The sequence below is a fragment of the Lactobacillus sp. UMNPBX17 genome (assembly GCF_002553735.1).
Lineage (GTDB): Bacteria > Bacillota > Bacilli > Lactobacillales > Lactobacillaceae > Lactobacillus > Lactobacillus gallinarum.
Genome location: NZ_PCYT01000014.1, coordinates 11,494 through 28,981, shown reverse-complemented (window position 1 = coordinate 28,981; position 17,488 = coordinate 11,494). Strand labels below are relative to the sequence as shown.

Here is a 17,488-nt window from a genome sequence, read left to right as displayed (position 1 = left end):
GATAATATTTTACCACGATTATTTTTCTTTTCTAGTGATAGCAAGTCCAACCCAACGACCTTGCTTCATGGTAAGATCAATCTTAAAACCATTTTCATCTAATGATTTTTCAATCTTAGGCAATTGTAAGTAATCAATTCCTGAGAAGATAACCTGTCCACCTTCATTTAAGTGAGCATCCATTTGCGGAATAAGTTCAAGTAAAATTTCAGCTAAAATATTAGCCACGATAATATCAAATTTTCCATTTACATCTGCTAATAAGCTAGTTTTTTGAACACGAATATTTTTAATATCATTTAAAGCTGAGTTTTGTTCTGTGGCGGTCATTGATTCATCAGAAATATCAGTAGCTAAAATGTCTGTTGCACCAAGTTTTGAAGCAGCGATTGCCAAGATACCTGAACCAGTACCTACATCAACTACGCTAATTGGCTTCTTAACGATTGCGCGTTCAAGCCCCATCATTGCTAATTGAGTAGTCTTGTGATTACCGGTACCAAAGGCCAAACCTGGATCAAGCTTAATTAATTGTTGATCCTTAAAGGCAGGCTTATAGTCTTCCCATTTAGGAACAATAGCCAAGTGACGAGAGAAGTTGATCACATGGTAGTACTTTTGCCAAGCCGTGTTCCAATCTTGGTCTTCAATATAAGAGGTAGTAATTTTGGCATCCCCAATATTAAGACCATAGCCCTTAAGTTCTTGCATCTTTTCTTGGAACTTTTTAGCCAATTCATCTTTATCTGCTTCTTCATCAAAGTATGCGTAGAAATAAGTATCTTTAGGCAAATCCTTGATATCGTCCATATCAACAACAGTTGAATCATGTAGCCAGCCAGCTTGTTCAAAATCGCTGCGGTTTCTAGATTCAACGCCTAAGGCATTCAAATTATCCATAGCATAAATGCTTAAAGCATCTTCTACTTCTTGACTAGTATCGATTTTAATAATTAATAATTTCATTATAGTAATCTCCTTTTGGGATTTTCTTTGTACAATGCTATCATGATAAAGGTGATAAATATGTCAAAGAAAAAGAATAAAAAAAACAAACTTGAAAAAACTTTAGTTGAAAAGATCTTAGATCAAAATAAGATCAAATATCGTCAAGCTTCATTTGCAGTCACCAAAGATAAAGGTGGCGTTGCACAGATGGACACTTCTATTCTAGAAGACAAAGAGCATTTAGTCTACAAAACGTTAGTCTGTGAAGGAAATAAAACTGGTCCATTAGTTGGTGTTGTTCCAATTACAGAGCACTTAAGCATGAAAAAATTAGCCAAAGTTTCTGGCAACAAAAAGTGTGAAATGCTTCCTTTGAAGAAATTAGCTAAAACTACTGGCTATGTTCATGGAGCTAATACGCCAATTGGCATTTACTTCAAAGAAAAACTACCTATTTATCTAGATGATTCTATGAAAGGCAACGAAGAAATTGCCGTTTCAAGTGGTGAATTAGGTAGAAGCGTTTTCTTAAATCCTGAAGACTTGGCAAGATTCTGTCATGCACCTTTTGTCGATTTAAAATAATAAAAACGCTTTCAAATAATTGAGTCATCATCTTCGTTTTATGTTAAACTATTCATGTACCACATATAGAAACATGACAGATATAGAAGAAGATGACTGAATTGAATATATTATTAGGAATTGTTGGTTTTACAGTTGCTATGCTTGCTGCATTTGTTGTTACAGCAGTGGCGATTTCGAATTAACCAAAAATAAAATTGATAACATATTACTGATATAAAAAGAGCAGCTTGATGTTGCTCTTTTTATTTGCCCTCTGTTATTAAATTAAAGTAATTTTTCTAATATTATTTTCTTATGGTTAGTCGACTCGCTTTTTACAGATTATTAGTTTTACAAAAGAATTACAATTATTGAGTATCATTGTTATTTTTTGTGCTAAGTTAAAAGTGTTAAAGCTGATAATAAACGTTATATAACTTTTAATATCTAATCTTTCAAATTTCTAAAATACAAGGAGTTTAAGGAATGAAACATAAAAATGATTTAAGCTTCAACGCTAAACTTAACGGTAAGCAAAAATTTAGTTTTAGAAAATTATCTGTTGGTTTAGCTGCTGTTGCTCTCGGCACTACCTTTTTCTTAAGTAATGGTCAACTTGTTCATGCTGATGTTGAAAATAATACTCAAACTTCAGAGGCAAAAACTGAAGAAGTTGATAGTCAATCTCAATCAACTCCAAATCAAGATGAACATGTAGAAAAAGTTGATCAACCTAGTCAGTCTCAACAAGTAAAGGAAGAAAATAATTCTACTGCAGCTAATGAACAAACTGCTGCAAGTAAAAATGATGAAGCAACTGCTACTTTAAAGATTAAAAAACAGCCTTCATTAACTGATCCTAAATTATTAGCAGAAAATAAAACTCAAAGGAATTTAGATAATTCTACTAAGGTAGAGACTATTTATGATACTTCAACTGAAGACCAACAAAAGCACTCTGTCATCGGTGGTCAAGGTTAGGTCAAAGTTGAAGTTACTAGTCCTGAATTTCAAGATGTTAAAAAAGGGGGATAAATATTCCGTACAATTTGGATCAGTTCAAAACTTTAACTATGATCAAACACCGCTTGCTGATGATTCATCATCTAAATTTGAAATATCAAATAAAGGAAAAGGTCTTTTCGAATTAACTGCAAAAAATAATTATGATCATGGCAAGTTTGACATAACTGCATCTGTTATGCCTAAAGAAATAGTTACAGAAAAACAGAAAAACAAGCACAAACTGCTACTGTAAATGAAGTAATCAAAGGCTACTACGAAATTGGTCCTAAAGCTCAAAACTTTACAGGCATCAGTGATCCTAATGCGGTAGTTCCAGCAAATGCTGAAACAGCATCCCCTAACTACACAGCTTCAGTTTCATATACCAGAACAAGAACCATTGATTTAGTTGAGGATCCTAACGGCACTTCTACTAAATGGTCAGATTGGTCAGTCCAAGACAATCAATCCTTCCCTGCTATCTCATATGATAACGGTATTATTAAGAATCAAATTTCTGATAACTATTACCTGAACAAGAATGGTGTAGTACATATTATTGGTACTGAGGATGGATTTAAAGTTACTGCTGATTCTAATGGTATTTCAGCAATTACCCCATCTTCTGATTTCTTAAGCAGTTTAGTTGCTAAAAACAATAATCAAGGTTCTGCTCAAATCAACGTTTGGATACCTTATACTCTTCATGAAAACATCACTGTTCATTATATTGATGAAGACACTAATGCTGAAATCACCCATAATTCTAATAATAAAGTCGATGCTTCTAAATTGGCTGATCCTCAAAATTATCAAAACGGCATCCCTAATACAACTGTTACAAATCGAACTCAATCAGTTATCGGATACTTAAAAGGATTAGGGTATCAATTTGATAAAGAGGCTACTGAGGGGCAACAATCTAATCATGTAAAATCATTAGGCAATAAGTTCACTTTTAACCTCAGCGAGAAAAACTTTAAAGGTAACAACGGTGTGAATGCATGGAATAGCAAAGATTTGTCCTTTGACAACACAGAGAATCCAAACGATCAGAATTATTACGTTTACCTTTACCATGCAGTTCGCACTGATCACCAATATAAGTCAGTCAAAGAACGCGTATCTTACTACTACGAAAATGGTCCAAAGCAAGGTCAACCTGTTCCAGATCGTTTCCAACCTAAAGACTATGATCTTTACTTTGTTCGAATCCAAGATGTTGATCTGGTTACCGGTGCCAAAAAGGATTGACTAATTGGTCACTTGATGCTAAGAAGACTAGCACTAATAACAATGGTCTTTCATTCAAAGCAATTCCATTTAAAGATCTTTACCAAGAATTAGATGATGGTTATACCATTGATCCTAATGGTAAATTTATCATTACTGATAACACTGGTAAGCATGAAAGTGAACAAGCTCTAATTGTCAAAGGCGAAAATGGTAAAATCAAAGTAATTCCATTTACTAATGATGAAATCACCAACTTACCAGAAAATGGCGTAATTGGTATTCAAGTTCCATATGCTGTAGTTATCCCTACTCCAGGACCAGAACCTAAACCAGAGCCCAAGTCACAACCTAAGAAGCCCGAACCTAAACCAACTCCTAAACCAACTCCTAAGCCAACTCCAGAACTAGATAAGCCTGTAACTCCTACTCCAACTAAAACGCCTAAACACAAGAAACGTACTCCAAAGAAGAATCACTCATGGAGTTCTAACCATAATCCAAATGGTGAAAATTTAGACCACAACAAGAAGAGAGACTACAGCTTTAACTACGTTCCAAAGGGCGAAGACTACAACCACAATATTGGACCAAAGGGTCAGAATATCCCTACTAACCAAAGTTTGACCTCTTCAAAAGCAGACCATAACTCTGCTTCCACCAACACTCTTCCAGAAACTGGTGAAAAGAAGTCTAACTTAGGCGTAATTGGATTAAGCTTAGCAGCTGTAGCTGGTTTAATGGGACTTGCTATTAAAAAGCGCAAGGATTAAATAAAAGCATAAAATAAGACTCCTGAAATATCAGGGGTCTTATTTTTATTTAGCACGACTTGGAATTTCAATAGTTGTCTTAGCAATAATGTGATCTTTCACTTTGGCTAAAAATTCATTTAGATAATAACCATCTTTTAATTCCAATTCATCATCCAAGGCATAGACTGTTAATGAATAATTATGCGTCTTATCTGATGGCATAGGACCTGTGTAGCCCAATACCGGTCCTGAATCTTTGGGCAAAAACTTACTAATATTGCTGTTATAACCTTGAACAAAATCAATATTTTGATGATGTTGACTAATATCAGCGGGAATATCTTTGACTGGCAAGTTTGCAGCTAACCAATGAATCCAAGTAAAACCACAAACTGGAACTGAATCATAATCATAAAAACAAACTGCTAAGTTTTTTGCATCTTTAGGCACGTCAGAAACAAAAATGGGAAAAGAGCGGCTAGGCTTACCTTCAATTTTTTGATCTGCAGGTGCGAATTTGCTATAACGATCAAATAAGTAACCGTTCATTGTTGGTACTTCAATTTTCATATTATCACCTCATGTTCATTATATTAGTCCTTAACTCAAAAAGGTTATCAAAAGCAGATTAAAAGAGCCAGAAAAATCTGACTCTTTTTTGCTATTCAACTTTATTAATCCGCATGTCTCCACTTCTTGTCTGTTAAGATACGTGCGGCAAGCAGCCCAAAAGGAAGTGCAATGACAATCATCAATGCTTCAGTAATCCAGTAAGCACCGATGTTAATGTTAGTAATACCGAAGTTGAACACTGCGCGGTACATATATAGTCCTGGCACCATAATTACGATTGAAGGAACAGTAATCGCAATTCGTGGGAAACCAACTTTTTGTCTAACAATACTTGCCAAAAGCCCGGAAACAAGAGCTCCAATAAAGGCTGCTAAAGCCGGTGCCATATGAGCGTAATCAACTAGACTCAGTCGTAAAGTATTAGCCATCGCACCCATAATTGCGGCAGTTGCGGCCATATTCGGACGACTATTAAACATAATTGAGAAGCCAAATACCCCGCAGAAGCTGGCAATTAAGCGCAAGAATGTTAGCATCCCCGGATTAATGCTCAACTTAAGCATGGAACCCGGATGCAAATTCAAAATCGTAGCCACTGCCCACCCTGACATGGTGGCAATCGTAATGATCAAAAGCGCATAGGTCATTCTCTCAAGCCCAGATCTCATATCTAGCTTAGACATGTCCAGTCCTGAAGTAATGAATGGAAATCCCGGAATCACGAACAGCATTGCACCAATATAGCCGTAAGCATGATGATAATCCAAATGGAAAATCATCTTGCCAATGTGAAATGTCAAGAAGTAAACTGCACAAGCAACTGCTACAGCAACCGCGATTTTAGCTACAAGGGTCATTTTCCGCTTGCCCATGAGTGCTCGAACATAATTTCCTGCCCCTGCACCTAAGAAGGCACAGATAACTTCAGGCCAGCCGCCACCTAGTAAAAAGATAAAGCCTGCACAAGCTAAACCGGAACTTAGACCCGCAATTACTGCAGAATATGCTGATTTTTGATTTTCGATCTCACGCAAGCGCTTGTGAATCTGTCCAATATTCCAATTACCATGACCTGCTTCAAACTGACGAACGAATTTTTCTAGTTCATTCAATTTAGTCATATTAACATCAGTCGCTGGCAAAGATAGCGTCTGTGAATATGACTCATTATCTACGTCAAAACAGGTATACTCGATTGAAACCAACCCAATATCCGTCGAACAGGTAATTCCTAAAGTTCTTGCAATCGTGTCCATCGAATCACGTACACGCCAGGCACCTGTCCCACAACTTAACAGCATAATCCCTACTCGGCCAACAATTGAGGCCTTTTCTACTAGAGTAGCATCCTGTGCCATCGTCTTATTATCACTCTTGAAAAATTCCTCCCATAGAATCTTCATGTGATGTTTTTGCGACAAATGATATTCTCGTTCCTTTTCCTTCATTAGATTAATTACTTTCCCTCATTTTTAAAATTAATTAAAATACGCTTTTCTATTTTAACACAGTAATATTTACGGAAAGCATTTTATATTTTTCAAAAAATAAGCGTTCCATTTTACTATTTTAAATCTATAATGAATATATGAATCATATAATAAAGGACGGTTTATAGTGGCACAATTAACCGATGAACAACTTGCTAGCATTGCACATGACTTTTATCTCAGCAAGTTAAATATCGCAGAAATATCACAAAAATATAACCTATCGCGCTATTTAATCACTAAGGCGTTAGACGATGCAGAAATGCGCGGAATCGTTAAAATCAAAATTACTCAAGGAATTAAACGCAATCAGGTTTTAGAACGAAAATTCCAAAAGCTTTTTGGCTTAAAAGAAGCTTTTATTCTCAAAAGTTCTGAAAATGATGCTAACGACGATGAATCTGTTGTCAACTTCGCTACTAAGCAAATTCAAACTTATTTGCAAAATACCCATATCGCCGGAGTCACATGGGGCAGTACAATGCGCGGTGTAATTAACAACTTTAATGAAGAAAACTTTAATAAGCTCTACTTCATTCAGCTCCTAGGGCACGCCATTAATGCAAATCGCCGCAAAAATCCTTTGGTCCAAGACGCTGCAGAAAAATTCCACGCTAAAAGCTTAGGATTGCCTACGCCACTTTACATCTTAAATCCTAAAATTATTCCAGCTTTAAAGAAAGAACCCTACTTTAAAATAGTTGAAAATTGTTATCACAACTTAGACCTTCTTTTTACCGGACTAGGAACTCTTGATTCATTCAAGGCTAATCCATTCTTAGATAAAAATTACGGTCCGCAACTATTTAAGAACATTCCAGAAGAACAAGTGGCCGGATTAATTATGGGACGTCCCTATAATATCAACGGAGAATTTTTCACTGATTTCGAAAAACACATCTGTGGTATATCAATGAATGACATTATGCAAACACCTACACGTTTCTGCGTTGTTAATAATCGCTTTAAGTCTAAAGCACTATTAGGCGCTCTGCGTAGCGGCATCATCACCCACTTGGTTATTAATGATGATTTGGCCCACCGCGTTTTGCGAGAAGCAGAATAATTATTAGAGGGGATAATTATGAAAAAATCAAAATATGATCTATGGATCGGAGCAATCAATTTAATCAACTGTTGTCTATTTATCTGTTCCTGGTTTGCAATCTTTGGTGCAGATTTCACAGCTAAAATTGCCTTCTTTTTCTATCTTTTTGCCTGGATTGGCGTGATTCTTAATGCAATCGCCGTCGTTCAATCACACAACTTAAGCATTTCATTAATAGGACCGATCTTAGGCGTAATCGGCAATGCCTTATATGGTTTTACCGCTGTGTTAGCCTTACCGGCAGTGATTATCAATATCATTTCTGCATTCTTTATTTTCATGCAGCATAACAATAAGAAAAAAGTATGATCAGATTAACTTTTCGATAAATTCGATCTACAATGACGATAGAGGTGATAATTATGGAGTTTAGAGTAGATGACTGTATTCCAGATGTTGAAACAATTATGGCCTTAGCCGAGGACATCGCTGATTTTAATTTAAACGGTAAAAAACCAGAAGATGTTCATGTAGGAAGGATTAGCAATGTTTAAAGTTGCCCGAAAAAGTTTGTATCAAAAAATGCATCCCTGATTAAACAGATCAAGGGATGCATTTTTTTAGCCTAAATATGAAATGGCAACTTGCAATTGTGCCAGCTTCATTGCTGCCTGAGCTACATTCTTGCGGTCAACATCAACATAAATTTCACAGTGGTCTTCGTCAAACTGATAACCTGAACCAAGAGCAATATCTGCCGCAGTCTCATATAATTCCATATCTTCTTGATTAGGATCAAGTTTAAACAAAATTCGACCGCCATCACTTACGCGGCAATGATCTTCATCTTCCTTTACCCATACATAAACGGTATCGCCATAAGAATCAATCATCATTGTCGCAATTTGCATGGTTTGATCATCAACCCAAATAATTTTGGTCTGATCGGCCGCATATTGGCCAATTTCATTATCTAATTTTTTAAGTTCGTCTTGTCTCATTTTTACCTCTAACTACTACTTCACTATTATCATAATTTTAATTGTAACATATCCACCCTTTTCTGCTACATCCCCTTGACGGTAACCGCTTTCCAATTATACGGTGTTATTATCACAAATCGGAGAAAAATTATGAAAAAACAAGGTTTATCTGTTAAAAATGTTGTCGCTATAGGGATCGGTTCTGCCATCTACGTTATTCTGGCGCGCTTCACCTCAATTCCGACTCCTATTCCTAATACCAACATCGAGCTAGTCTTTCCTTTCCTAGCTCTTTTCGCAGCCATTTATGGTGCTAAAGTCGGTTTTGCGGTCGGTTTCATCGGCCATACCCTATCTGATTTTATTATGTATGGTCAAACCTGGTGGAGTTGGGTTTTGGCTACTGGTGTACTTGGTTTAATTATTGGCCTTGCCTGCAAAAAGCTTGATTTGAAAAATGGTATTTTCGGTATTAAGCAAATTTTGCTATTTAGTATCACTCAAATTATTGCCAATATCATAGCCTGGATAATCGTTGCCCCTATCGGAGACATTATCATCTATAGCGAACCTGTTAACAAGGTATTTGTTCAAGGAATCAGTGCCACCCTCTCAAATGGTATCACCATCTTGATAGTTGGTACGCTTTTATTAAAAGCTTATGCAGGTACCAAAATTAAAAAAGGCAGTTTACGTAAAGAAGATTAGAAAGACTTAGGCATGACTAAACCTATTATTACTTTTAAAAACTTTTCATTTAAATATGACAGCCAGGCATTCCCGACGCTACAAGACATTAATTTAACTATTAATCGCGGTGAAAAAATATTGATTGCGGGACCATCTGGTAGTGGCAAGTCAACTATTGGCCGCTGCATCAATGGCTTGATTCCTAATATTGATACAGGAACGATTACAGGCGAATGCTTGATTAATGGCAAAAATATCAAGGAGACCGACCTCTTTGACCTCTCATTTACTACATCGACTATCTTGCAGGATACTGACAGTCAATTCATTGGTTTAACTGTCGGTGAAGATATCGCCTTTGCACTAGAAAATGATTGTCGTCCGCAAAACAAGATTAGACAAACTGTTCACCGCTGGGCTGACAAGCTAGAGATCAGCGATTTATTAAAGCAAGCACCGCAAAGCCTGTCTGGCGGACAAAAACAAACCGTAGCCCTTGCTGGCGTCTTGATTGATGAATCACCTATTATGCTATTTGACGAGCCCTTAGCCAACTTAGATCCCGCTTCAGGGATGAAAACGATGGCGTTAATCGATCAAATTCAAAAGGAATTAAACGCCACAGTAATTATTATTGAACACCGTTTAGAAGAAGTGCTCAGCCAACCGATCGACCGCGTCGTTTTAGTCAATGATGGCAAAATTATCGCCGATAAATCACCTAACGACCTGCTTCATCAAAACAAGTTAGAAGACATCGGTGTAAGAAGTCCACTTTATCTAACTGCTTTAACCAAAGCAGGCGTTGACTTGGATGCCATTCCTGATCTCACCTCAATAAAAGCTCTACCTGATGACGAAAAAATTGGACAAAAATTACAAAAATGGGCAGATGATGCTTCTTTGACTTCTAAAAAAGAAGAAAAACAGCCCCTGCTCGAATTAAAAGGCGTAGGACACCGCTATAACCATTTACAAGTTAATCCACTGCGCGACGTTACAGCTACCATCAACAAGGGAGATTTCGTTTCCATCGTAGGACAAAATGGTGCAGGCAAAACTACGCTTTGTCGCCTGATCTGTGGCTTTATTCCTAATGAAGGTAAAATCTTATTTGATGACGACGACCTATCGCAATATTCTATTAAACAAATTTCTGAAAAAATTGGTTATGTCATGCAGGATCCTAATCAGATGATCTCGCAAAAAATGATTTTTGATGAAGTTGCTTTGGGTTTATGCCTACGTGGTTACAGCAAAGATGAAATCAAGGATAAGGTTTTTAAGACTTTGAAAATTTGCGGTCTTTACCCTTACCGTCATTGGCCAATTTCTGCTTTGAGTTTTGGTCAAAAAAAGCGTGTGACCATCGCCGCTATTTTGGTTCTAGAGCCTGATATCATCATCCTAGATGAGCCAACCGCTGGTCAAGATTGGAAGACCTATACAGAGATCATGAGCTTTTTAAAGAAGTTGAATGAACAAGGCAAGACGATCATGATCATTACCCATGACATGTACCTGATGATGGAATACACTAATCGCTCATTGGCTTTTGCCGATGGTAAACTAATTGCGGATACCGAACCGATTAGATTATTAACCGAAAAAAGTTTAATTAAAAAGGCTTCTCTTAAACGAACTAGTCTCTATGACTTGGCTCATAAATATAATTTAAGAGATCCTAATTACTTTGTCCGCGCTTATGTCGATTCAGAAAGGACCAGTCAAAATGCATGATCAAAACCAGATTCTAGGCTACCAGCCCGGCACCAGCTTTATCTATCAACTAAACGCGACTACTAAGCTAATCTTCATGTTGCTGGTCTCGGCGGCTTGTATGATCACTTATGATACACGCTTCTTACTCGCAATTTGTGTTTTCTCGATCATTTTATTTAAAGAAGCACAAATTAAATGGTCACAAATTTCCTTTATCGTGAAATTTATTGTTGCCTTCATGATTTTAAATTTGATCTTTGTTTATCTTTTTCAACCAACTTATGGTCAAGAAATATATCATTCACGTAGCATCATCATTCATGCTGGCTACTTCACTCTCACGATCCAGGAAGTCTTCTATTTATTCAACTTGCTACTAAAATATATCTGCTCAATTCCGATCGTCTTATTATTCTTGTTGACGACCAATCCGAGTCAATTCGCCGCTAGTTTGAATAAAATTGGCATTAGCTACAAGATCTCTTACGCAGTGGCGCTGGCTTTACGTTATATTCCTGACATTCAGAATTCATATTGGGCTATCTCTGCTGCTCAGCAAACTCGAGGCAACGAATTGTCAAAGAAAGCTAAGTTATCGCAGCGAATCAAAGGAACTTTAAACATCATTATGCCGCTTATTTTCTCTAGTCTGGAGAGAATCGATACCATCAGTACCGCCATGCAGCTACGTCGCTTTGGTTCTAAGAAGAAAAGAACCTGGTATGTAGCTCAATCATTTAAGAAAGAAGATTATTGGGTGATGGGATTGTCAGTCTTATCTATTTTAATCGTGATTTTGCTCTGGCAATTGAATCATGGCCGCTTTTATAATCCATTTATGTAGCAAAAAGCTCTATCGCTTTTTGACGAAAAATAATTCTAATAAGGTTATTACTTCTAATTAATCGGAAATGAAAGGACCATAAGGTAAAATGAGAAAAGTTGTTCTATTTATTGCAATGAGTCTTGACGGATATATTGCAGATAGTAATGGTGGTGTTGAATGACTAAAGGGACAAGGTAATGATAACGAAAATATAGATACCTATTCTGAATTTACCCAAAATATAGATACAATTTTAATGGGCTGGAACACATATCATTAAATTGTTACAGAGCTTTCTCCGACAAAATGGATATATAGCGATTTTACTACTTATGTGATTACACACAATAAGAGTAATTCTAACAAGCAAATTATTTTTACAGATGTAAACCCTATAGATTTATTGGAAAAATTAAAGCAACAAGATGGCAAAGATATTTGGATTTGCGGTGGAGCTAATCTTGTTCAACAGATAATGCGTGCAGATTTAATTGACAGATATTACATTTCCATTATTCCAACACTTTTGGGGAAAGGTATTAAACTTTTTGGAGAGTTGCCAAAAGAACAAAAACTATCATTAGTTCGAACACGCAATTATAATGGAATTGTTGAGTTAGTATTATGAACACAGAACCAGACACATAGGTGCAGAGTCATTGAATTTGTGAGAAATCACAGTTCGTTGACTCTATTTTATTTCATTAGGTTTCCTATCAGGCCAGAAAGAACAGATTGACGGCATAACTTAATAAAAAATGTCTGTTAAGAAACAGCTTATTCAGCGCACCTAAAAAGCTGCTTATTGCCTAAATTTGGACAACAAGCAGCTTAAAATTTTGGAATATTATCGTGTCAGGCTCTTAACTTAATGACATTGATTTTGCATTAGTCCTTTTTATGTTTTTTCTTTTTATCATCGTCATCAATCGTGACAACTTCAGGCTTCTTAGGAATTGGCGGTGTAATAACTTCATAGTTACGCAACCGTCGTTCTAAATAATCATCTAATCGCTGCGTGATCTCTTCATGCACTATAATCGCCATTACACTCACCCACCTTTACTACATTATATATTAGAAATGTAAGTTAAATAAAGTGATAACCAGATAAGTCATACCGCTGGCAATTACGGGACCGGCAGCCACGCCCTTAAATACTACTACGCCGATGATCGTTCCTAAAACCAAGGCGACAGTTACTTGTGGCACGGCGGCTAACTGATCAACGCCATATCTTGACAAAATAGCTACAGCAATCCCGGCTAAGATAGCGATCCACCCTGCTGGCGATTTGAAAGTATTGATCAAATCCTTAAAACCAATCTGCCCTGTCGCAATTGGAATCAAGATTGCCACTGAAATAACGGTGACGCCCCAATTGATACCTTTGGCTTGAATCACTGGCAGCCACTTGCTGGCAAACGGAATTAACTTTAACGCCATCACTACGCCTGTAGCGATGATCAATGACATGTTTTTACCAACCAGGGCGACAACTAATACTAATGCTAAAAATAGCCAACTCTCCATATTTTTCCCCTTCATTTTATCTATCTTTCATTTAAATCTACACAAGAAAAAAGTTAGTGAAGCTGACTCACTAACTTTCAATTAGAATATTTTCATTATAACTAAATCTGCTTAAAAATAGAATTATTTTTTCTCAAGTCAAAATAAGTGAAAACTTATTATTAAAATGTCATAATAAAGATACTCAGACAAATATATGTATACGCATAGCCTATCTACCAAGATAGGCTCGTTTTTGTATAAAAAAGACATGCGCCTCAGCACATGTCTTTCAACAGAATCAATTTTTAGTCTTTTACTTCTTTAATAGCATCAATAATTGTACCATCACGGTATTCAACTAAAGCTACAGTCCGGTCAGTATATTCAAGTGGCTTTGGTACACCAACTTGCTTTTCTGCCGTCTTTTGCAAATCATGAATGTCCAAAATATTAAGTCCAGGCACATTCTTAAATGCATCAATCAAGTCCTTGCGGGCTGGGTTAATTGCAATGCCTCGTTCAGTAACCAATACATCGATTGATGAACCTGGTGTAACGATAGTTTCAACACTAGGTACAACAGTAGCATTTCTACCACGAACAAGTGGAGCAGTAATAATGGTCATCTTAGCACCTGCGGCAGCATCTTGGTGACCACCAACGGCACCACGAATTACACCATCAGAACCAGTCATGACGTTAACATTGAAGTTAGTATCAATTTGCAATGCGGACAAAATAGAAACATCAAGGTTATTAACAACCGCACCCTTGTTATGAGGATCGGCATACCATGAAGCATCAATTTCTTGTTGGTTCTTGTTATTAGCCATAGATTGAGCAGCACCCTTATCAAAGTCCTGAACATCCATTACTTTTCTAACAAGACCTTCTTCAAGCAAATCAGTAGTTGGCTTAGTAATACCACCCAAAGCAAATGAAGCAGTAATACCGTCCTTAATCATGCTTTGACGAAGGTAACGAGTAACAGCTAATGCGGCACCACCTGAACCGGTTTGGAAACTGAAGCCTTGCTTGTAGTATGGTGAGTTAACAATAACTTGGTTAACCATTTGCGCAATCTTAAGTTCCTTAGGATCCTTGGTAAAACGAGTAGCACCTGAACCGATCTTGTCAGGGTCACCTACTTTATCAACCTTGACTACGTAGTCAACTTGGTCTTGCTTGATTGAAGCTGGGGTATTTGGATAATCAACAATATTGTCAGTTAAAAGAACAACTTTGTTAGCATATTGAGCATCCATTAAGGCATAACCTAATGAACCAAAGACAGCATCCCCATCTTGACCATTAGCGTTACCTGCAGGATCAGAAACAGGCACACCTAAGAAGGCAACATCGATCTTGATTTCTCCTTCTTCAATTGAACGAGCACGATTACCGTGTGAACGGAAAATCACAGGATTCTTCAAGCCGCCGTGAGAAACGAAGTCACCAAGTGAACCACGCATCCCTGAAGAAGTAATGTTAGTAATGACGCCCTTCTTAATAGCTTCAATTACCTTATCATTCATAACACCAGTTAATGAACTTGGAGCCAAAGTTAAATCCTTGTAACCCATAGCAATGATCTTGTCCATTACCATGTTAAAGATGTAGTCACCATTTCTAAAGTGGTGGTGGAATGAAATAGTCATGCCATCTTTCAAGTTGTTCTTGATTACGTCATCAAGAGAAGCAACGACCTTATCTTGACCAGTAGTTACGCGAACCTTTGGAGCTACACGCTTTACTTCTGGATGACCAATTTCAGTAGTTTCAAATGGCTTTAAATCCATCTTATTCATTAAATCGTCTGGTAATTCGCGTTTTACTTTATTCTCCAATGTAGTTACCTTCTTCATCAATCAAGTTAGAAGCTTTTGCAGTTTCAAGTACACGAGTTGCTTTTTCTACAACTGGCTTATCGACCATCTTACCGTTAAGTGAGATAACGCCGCTACCCTTAGCCTTGGCTTCACGAATAGCATTTTCAACATTTTTAGCTTGTTCAATTTCTTCTTTAGTTGGATTGAAGACCTTGTTAACCATCGCAATTTGACGTGGGTTAACCAAACTCTTACCGTCATAACCCAATTCGTGGATGTAATTAGTTTCACGATAGAAGCCTTCGGTATCCTTCATGTTAGAAAAGACAGTATCAAAGGCATAAACGTCGGCGGCGCGAGCTGCTTGCAATACCATATTACGTGCAAATTCAAGTTCACGACCATCTGGGTAACGGTGAGTGTGCATATCAGCAGTGTAATCTTCACCAGATACAGCAAGTCCCATCATCAATGGTGTAGCTGTCGCAATTTCTGGAGCATTCAAAACACCCTTGGCACTTTCAATGGCAGCCATGACACCGATTGAACCTTTTTCAATGCCATATTCATCTTCCCAGTGTTCAATGTCCTTGACCAACTTTTGAATCATTGCTGCTGATTCGGTCTTTGGCAAACGGATAACATCAACGCCGGCCTTAACCATGGCACGAACATCTTCATCATAAAATGGCGTGTCTTGACCATTTACTCTAACTACGATTTCGCTACCGCCAAAATCAACAGTCTTAATTGCTTCGTAAACAAGCATTCTAGCTGCGTCTTTTTCAGTCAAAGATACTGAGTCTTCTAAGTCGAGCATGATTGAATCAGCGCCATAAATGCCGGCATCTTTGATCATGGCAGGGTTATTACCAGGAACGAACATCATGGTTCTACGTAAACGATTTTTAACGTAAGTCATTTAAAGCACCTCCAAGTCAGGCTTATCTTGTGTTTCAGTAGCACGTTGAGCAGCTGCTAAAGTACGAGCCTTAATCACACAATCAAGCGCACCCTTGTCAGTTGCCTTAACCTTGGCATTTTCTAAACCGTACTTCTTCAAAGTCTCGGTGATCACCTTTTCAATTTGATCACCATATGCCTTTTTAACTTCAGATTCCAAATCGATTTCAATACCGTTAGAACCTTTAGAGATCATGATTTGAATATCAGAACTTTCGAGGGTTCCTGCTACGGCAGTAGTTTTAATTTCCATCAATATTCATTCCTTTCTCAATTCTCGATTGCAATTCACTCATATTTTGCTTAATAAACTCATAGGTAGATTCGGGTACAAACTTGTTGATCTTTGCCAAATCTCCATCCTTGATCCATTGTCTTACCTGAGTAGCAGTCACAATTTGTCCTGACTTTTCTAGGCGCTTAACAGTAATCACTTCAATATCAGGACCAAGCTCATGAGCTAAACTAACATTATAAAAGTGCGTCGTACGTGAAATAGGTTCTTGACCGATATAACGACGGGCAATGTTCAAAGCGGGTGCAATTTTATTCTTGAACACTGCAGCATCGACTGAGGTTTGGACGTCAATCAATTCATCAGGTGATTTTAAGAAATAAGCTGGGAATGTTGCTGGAGAAACCATGTAATCGCCACCTGAAACAACTTTTACATTAGCAAATTGCTTGGTCCCTTCCTGCACCAGCTTCATTCTTTCGTTAAAATTGAACAAGGAAACATCATTAGCTACCACAAAAACATAGACTAAATCATTTTCTTCACTTGCCATCTTAACTAAGTGTTGATGACCCAAGGTAAAAGGATTGGCATTCATCACAATCGCTGCGATCTTCTTATCAGCTTGATCTTCTACCTTTGGCAAATCACTCAAGAAATCATTTACATCTGGCATCCCGTTCTCTAAAAAAGCTGCCTCATCTGTCTTAGCCAGCAAATTAAAATGCAAGTGCTCAAAACTAGACGCATACTTGGCTTTAGTAAAAACGAATGAATGGTAAATCTTCTGCTCAGCTAAATACTGGAGCAAGTTGGTAACCACCTTGTTAAAGCGGGCGCCTTGAGTATCTTCATTAATCACGCCCACATACTTCAACACGTTCCCGGCAACGCTGCCTGTACCAACTAGCTTGCCATCCTCATCTACTAAACCAATCGTATGGTCGATTTGATCAACTTCACGTGCACTAAAATTATGCAGATCTAAAGATGAAAGCAAATTCTCCCACTTTTGACGAGTTGCGGCATCACTTAAAAACAAATCAACTACTTTATCCATTGATATGCCACCTTACTATTATCAAAGAGCAAGTAATCTTTTTCAC

General features: G+C 37.4%; 21 protein-coding genes and 1 pseudogene. 12 read left to right on the top strand and 10 right to left on the bottom strand.

The window, feature by feature from the left end:
* Nucleotides 1–18: 18 nt before the first annotated feature.
* Entirely contained in the window at nt 19–966 is a 948-nt protein-coding gene (gene prmA / locus CP368_RS03765; protein ID WP_087235586.1) for a 50S ribosomal protein L11 methyltransferase, read from the bottom strand.
* A 60-nt stretch (nt 967–1,026) separates the two neighbouring features.
* On the opposite strand from prmA, the gene CP368_RS03760 reads away from it, so the two are divergent.
* The 5 genes from CP368_RS03760 (at nt 1,027) to CP368_RS10570 (ending at nt 4,526) form a co-directional block, all read left to right on the top strand.
* On the top strand, nt 1,027–1,533 hold the full coding sequence (locus CP368_RS03760) for an aminoacyl-tRNA deacylase (RefSeq protein WP_098045763.1): 507 nt from the start codon (nt 1,027–1,029) through the stop codon (nt 1,531–1,533).
* Between the two features lie 468 nt (nt 1,534–2,001).
* Nucleotides 2,002–2,496 (top strand): YSIRK-type signal peptide-containing protein, encoded by a 495-nt coding sequence (locus CP368_RS10705; RefSeq protein WP_233185791.1) that lies wholly within the window; start codon nt 2,002–2,004, stop codon nt 2,494–2,496.
* 34 nt (nt 2,497–2,530) lie between these two features.
* Nucleotides 2,531–2,773, top strand: coding sequence for a hypothetical protein (locus CP368_RS03745; RefSeq protein ID WP_143468918.1), 243 nt, complete (start codon nt 2,531–2,533; stop codon nt 2,771–2,773).
* Between the two features lie 539 nt (nt 2,774–3,312).
* The gene (locus tag CP368_RS03740; protein WP_087176198.1) at nt 3,313–3,774 is read left to right on the top strand and encodes a hypothetical protein; all 462 of its coding nucleotides are present in this window, start codon (nt 3,313–3,315) and stop codon (nt 3,772–3,774) included.
* Nucleotides 3,771–4,526 (top strand): LPXTG cell wall anchor domain-containing protein, encoded by a 756-nt coding sequence (locus tag CP368_RS10570; RefSeq protein ID WP_199161329.1) that lies wholly within the window; start codon nt 3,771–3,773, stop codon nt 4,524–4,526. Before CP368_RS03740 ends, CP368_RS10570 begins: the two co-directional genes overlap by 4 nt.
* A gap of 45 nt (nt 4,527–4,571) precedes the next feature.
* Here CP368_RS10570 and CP368_RS03730 read toward each other — a convergent pair whose 3' ends face one another.
* Entirely contained in the window at nt 4,572–5,078 is a 507-nt protein-coding gene (locus CP368_RS03730) for a YbhB/YbcL family Raf kinase inhibitor-like protein (protein ID WP_098045762.1), read from the bottom strand.
* A gap of 104 nt (nt 5,079–5,182) precedes the next feature.
* Nucleotides 5,183–6,529, bottom strand: a complete 1,347-nt coding sequence (locus CP368_RS03725) for a threonine/serine exporter ThrE family protein (RefSeq protein WP_025005804.1) — start codon at nt 6,527–6,529, stop codon at nt 5,183–5,185.
* A 169-nt stretch (nt 6,530–6,698) separates the two neighbouring features.
* Between CP368_RS03725 and CP368_RS03720 the strand changes: the two genes are divergently transcribed.
* The 3 genes from CP368_RS03720 to CP368_RS10960 are packed head-to-tail and all read left to right on the top strand — an operon-like array spanning nt 6,699 to nt 8,173.
* Complete coding sequence (locus CP368_RS03720) at nt 6,699–7,637, top strand: sugar-binding transcriptional regulator (protein ID WP_025005803.1); 939 nt, start codon at nt 6,699–6,701, stop codon at nt 7,635–7,637.
* Nucleotides 7,638–7,655: 18 nt separating this feature from the next.
* Entirely contained in the window at nt 7,656–7,988 is a 333-nt protein-coding gene (locus CP368_RS03715; protein ID WP_087235593.1) for a transporter, read from the top strand.
* Between the two features lie 53 nt (nt 7,989–8,041).
* Nucleotides 8,042–8,173, top strand: coding sequence for a hypothetical protein (locus CP368_RS10960; protein ID WP_255404978.1), 132 nt, complete (start codon nt 8,042–8,044; stop codon nt 8,171–8,173).
* Nucleotides 8,174–8,239: 66 nt separating this feature from the next.
* Here CP368_RS10960 and CP368_RS03710 read toward each other — a convergent pair whose 3' ends face one another.
* Nucleotides 8,240–8,620 carry a DUF1828 domain-containing protein gene (locus tag CP368_RS03710; protein ID WP_025005801.1) on the bottom strand — a complete coding sequence of 127 codons (381 nt, stop codon included), beginning with the start codon at nt 8,618–8,620 and terminating at the stop codon, nt 8,240–8,242.
* 132 nt (nt 8,621–8,752) lie between these two features.
* Here CP368_RS03710 and CP368_RS03705 point away from each other — a divergent pair, with 132 nt between their 5' ends.
* From CP368_RS03705 to CP368_RS11015, 4 genes and pseudogenes are all read left to right on the top strand, one after another.
* Complete coding sequence (locus CP368_RS03705) at nt 8,753–9,310, top strand: ECF-type riboflavin transporter substrate-binding protein (protein ID WP_098045761.1); 558 nt, start codon at nt 8,753–8,755, stop codon at nt 9,308–9,310.
* 12 nt (nt 9,311–9,322) lie between these two features.
* The gene (locus CP368_RS03700; protein ID WP_098045760.1) at nt 9,323–11,032 is read left to right on the top strand and encodes an ABC transporter ATP-binding protein; all 1,710 of its coding nucleotides are present in this window, start codon (nt 9,323–9,325) and stop codon (nt 11,030–11,032) included.
* Nucleotides 11,025–11,858 carry an energy-coupling factor transporter transmembrane protein EcfT gene (locus tag CP368_RS03695; protein WP_098045759.1) on the top strand — a complete coding sequence of 278 codons (834 nt, stop codon included), beginning with the start codon at nt 11,025–11,027 and terminating at the stop codon, nt 11,856–11,858. Before CP368_RS03700 ends, CP368_RS03695 begins: the two co-directional genes overlap by 8 nt.
* 88 nt (nt 11,859–11,946) lie before the next feature.
* Nucleotides 11,947–12,468 (top strand): annotated as a pseudogene (locus CP368_RS11015) (dihydrofolate reductase family protein).
* A gap of 260 nt (nt 12,469–12,728) precedes the next feature.
* Here the strand turns inward: CP368_RS11015 and CP368_RS10565 are convergent.
* From CP368_RS10565 to citC, 6 genes are all read right to left on the bottom strand, one after another.
* Nucleotides 12,729–12,887, bottom strand: coding sequence for a hypothetical protein (locus CP368_RS10565; RefSeq protein WP_164480598.1), 159 nt, complete (start codon nt 12,885–12,887; stop codon nt 12,729–12,731).
* Nucleotides 12,888–12,917: 30 nt separating this feature from the next.
* Nucleotides 12,918–13,373, bottom strand: a complete 456-nt coding sequence (locus tag CP368_RS03685) for a DUF441 domain-containing protein (RefSeq protein WP_025005797.1) — start codon at nt 13,371–13,373, stop codon at nt 12,918–12,920.
* A 287-nt stretch (nt 13,374–13,660) separates the two neighbouring features.
* Nucleotides 13,661–15,202: a citrate lyase subunit alpha gene (gene citF, locus CP368_RS03680; RefSeq protein ID WP_025005796.1), complete on the bottom strand. Its 1,542-nt coding sequence runs from the start codon at nt 15,200–15,202 to the stop codon at nt 13,661–13,663.
* A complete protein-coding gene (citE, locus tag CP368_RS03675) occupies nt 15,192–16,106 on the bottom strand; it encodes a citrate (pro-3S)-lyase subunit beta (protein ID WP_003626613.1) in 915 nt (304 codons plus the stop codon). Before citE ends, citF begins: the two co-directional genes overlap by 11 nt.
* Nucleotides 16,107–16,400, bottom strand: coding sequence for a citrate lyase acyl carrier protein (gene citD, locus CP368_RS03670; RefSeq protein WP_025005795.1), 294 nt, complete (start codon nt 16,398–16,400; stop codon nt 16,107–16,109).
* Entirely contained in the window at nt 16,390–17,442 is a 1,053-nt protein-coding gene (citC, locus tag CP368_RS03665; protein WP_025005794.1) for a [citrate (pro-3S)-lyase] ligase, read from the bottom strand. The genes citD and citC overlap by 11 nt, the downstream gene beginning before the upstream one ends.
* Nucleotides 17,443–17,488 lie beyond the last annotated feature (46 nt).

Coding starts and splice junctions, on each gene's coding strand:
- citE (WP_003626613.1), bottom strand. CDS start 16,106: ATGACTTACGTTAAAAATCGTTTACGTAGAACCATGATGTTCGTTCCT.
- citC (WP_025005794.1), bottom strand. CDS start 17,442: ATGGATAAAGTAGTTGATTTGTTTTTAAGTGATGCCGCAACTCGTCAA.
- CP368_RS03695 (WP_098045759.1), top strand. CDS start 11,025: ATGCATGATCAAAACCAGATTCTAGGCTACCAGCCCGGCACCAGCTTT.
- CP368_RS03685 (WP_025005797.1), bottom strand. CDS start 13,373: ATGGAGAGTTGGCTATTTTTAGCATTAGTATTAGTTGTCGCCCTGGTT.
- CP368_RS03700 (WP_098045760.1), top strand. CDS start 9,323: ATGACTAAACCTATTATTACTTTTAAAAACTTTTCATTTAAATATGAC.
- CP368_RS03760 (WP_098045763.1), top strand. CDS start 1,027: ATGTCAAAGAAAAAGAATAAAAAAAACAAACTTGAAAAAACTTTAGTT.
- CP368_RS03715 (WP_087235593.1), top strand. CDS start 7,656: ATGAAAAAATCAAAATATGATCTATGGATCGGAGCAATCAATTTAATC.
- CP368_RS03725 (WP_025005804.1), bottom strand. CDS start 6,529: ATGAAGGAAAAGGAACGAGAATATCATTTGTCGCAAAAACATCACATG.
- CP368_RS10705 (WP_233185791.1), top strand. CDS start 2,002: ATGAAACATAAAAATGATTTAAGCTTCAACGCTAAACTTAACGGTAAG.
- CP368_RS03710 (WP_025005801.1), bottom strand. CDS start 8,620: ATGAGACAAGACGAACTTAAAAAATTAGATAATGAAATTGGCCAATAT.
- prmA (WP_087235586.1), bottom strand. CDS start 966: ATGAAATTATTAATTATTAAAATCGATACTAGTCAAGAAGTAGAAGAT.
- CP368_RS03745 (WP_143468918.1), top strand. CDS start 2,531: ATGTTAAAAAAGGGGGATAAATATTCCGTACAATTTGGATCAGTTCAA.
- CP368_RS10565 (WP_164480598.1), bottom strand. CDS start 12,887: ATGGCGATTATAGTGCATGAAGAGATCACGCAGCGATTAGATGATTAT.
- citD (WP_025005795.1), bottom strand. CDS start 16,400: ATGGAAATTAAAACTACTGCCGTAGCAGGAACCCTCGAAAGTTCTGAT.
- CP368_RS03705 (WP_098045761.1), top strand. CDS start 8,753: ATGAAAAAACAAGGTTTATCTGTTAAAAATGTTGTCGCTATAGGGATC.
- CP368_RS10960 (WP_255404978.1), top strand. CDS start 8,042: ATGGAGTTTAGAGTAGATGACTGTATTCCAGATGTTGAAACAATTATG.
- CP368_RS03730 (WP_098045762.1), bottom strand. CDS start 5,078: ATGAAAATTGAAGTACCAACAATGAACGGTTACTTATTTGATCGTTAT.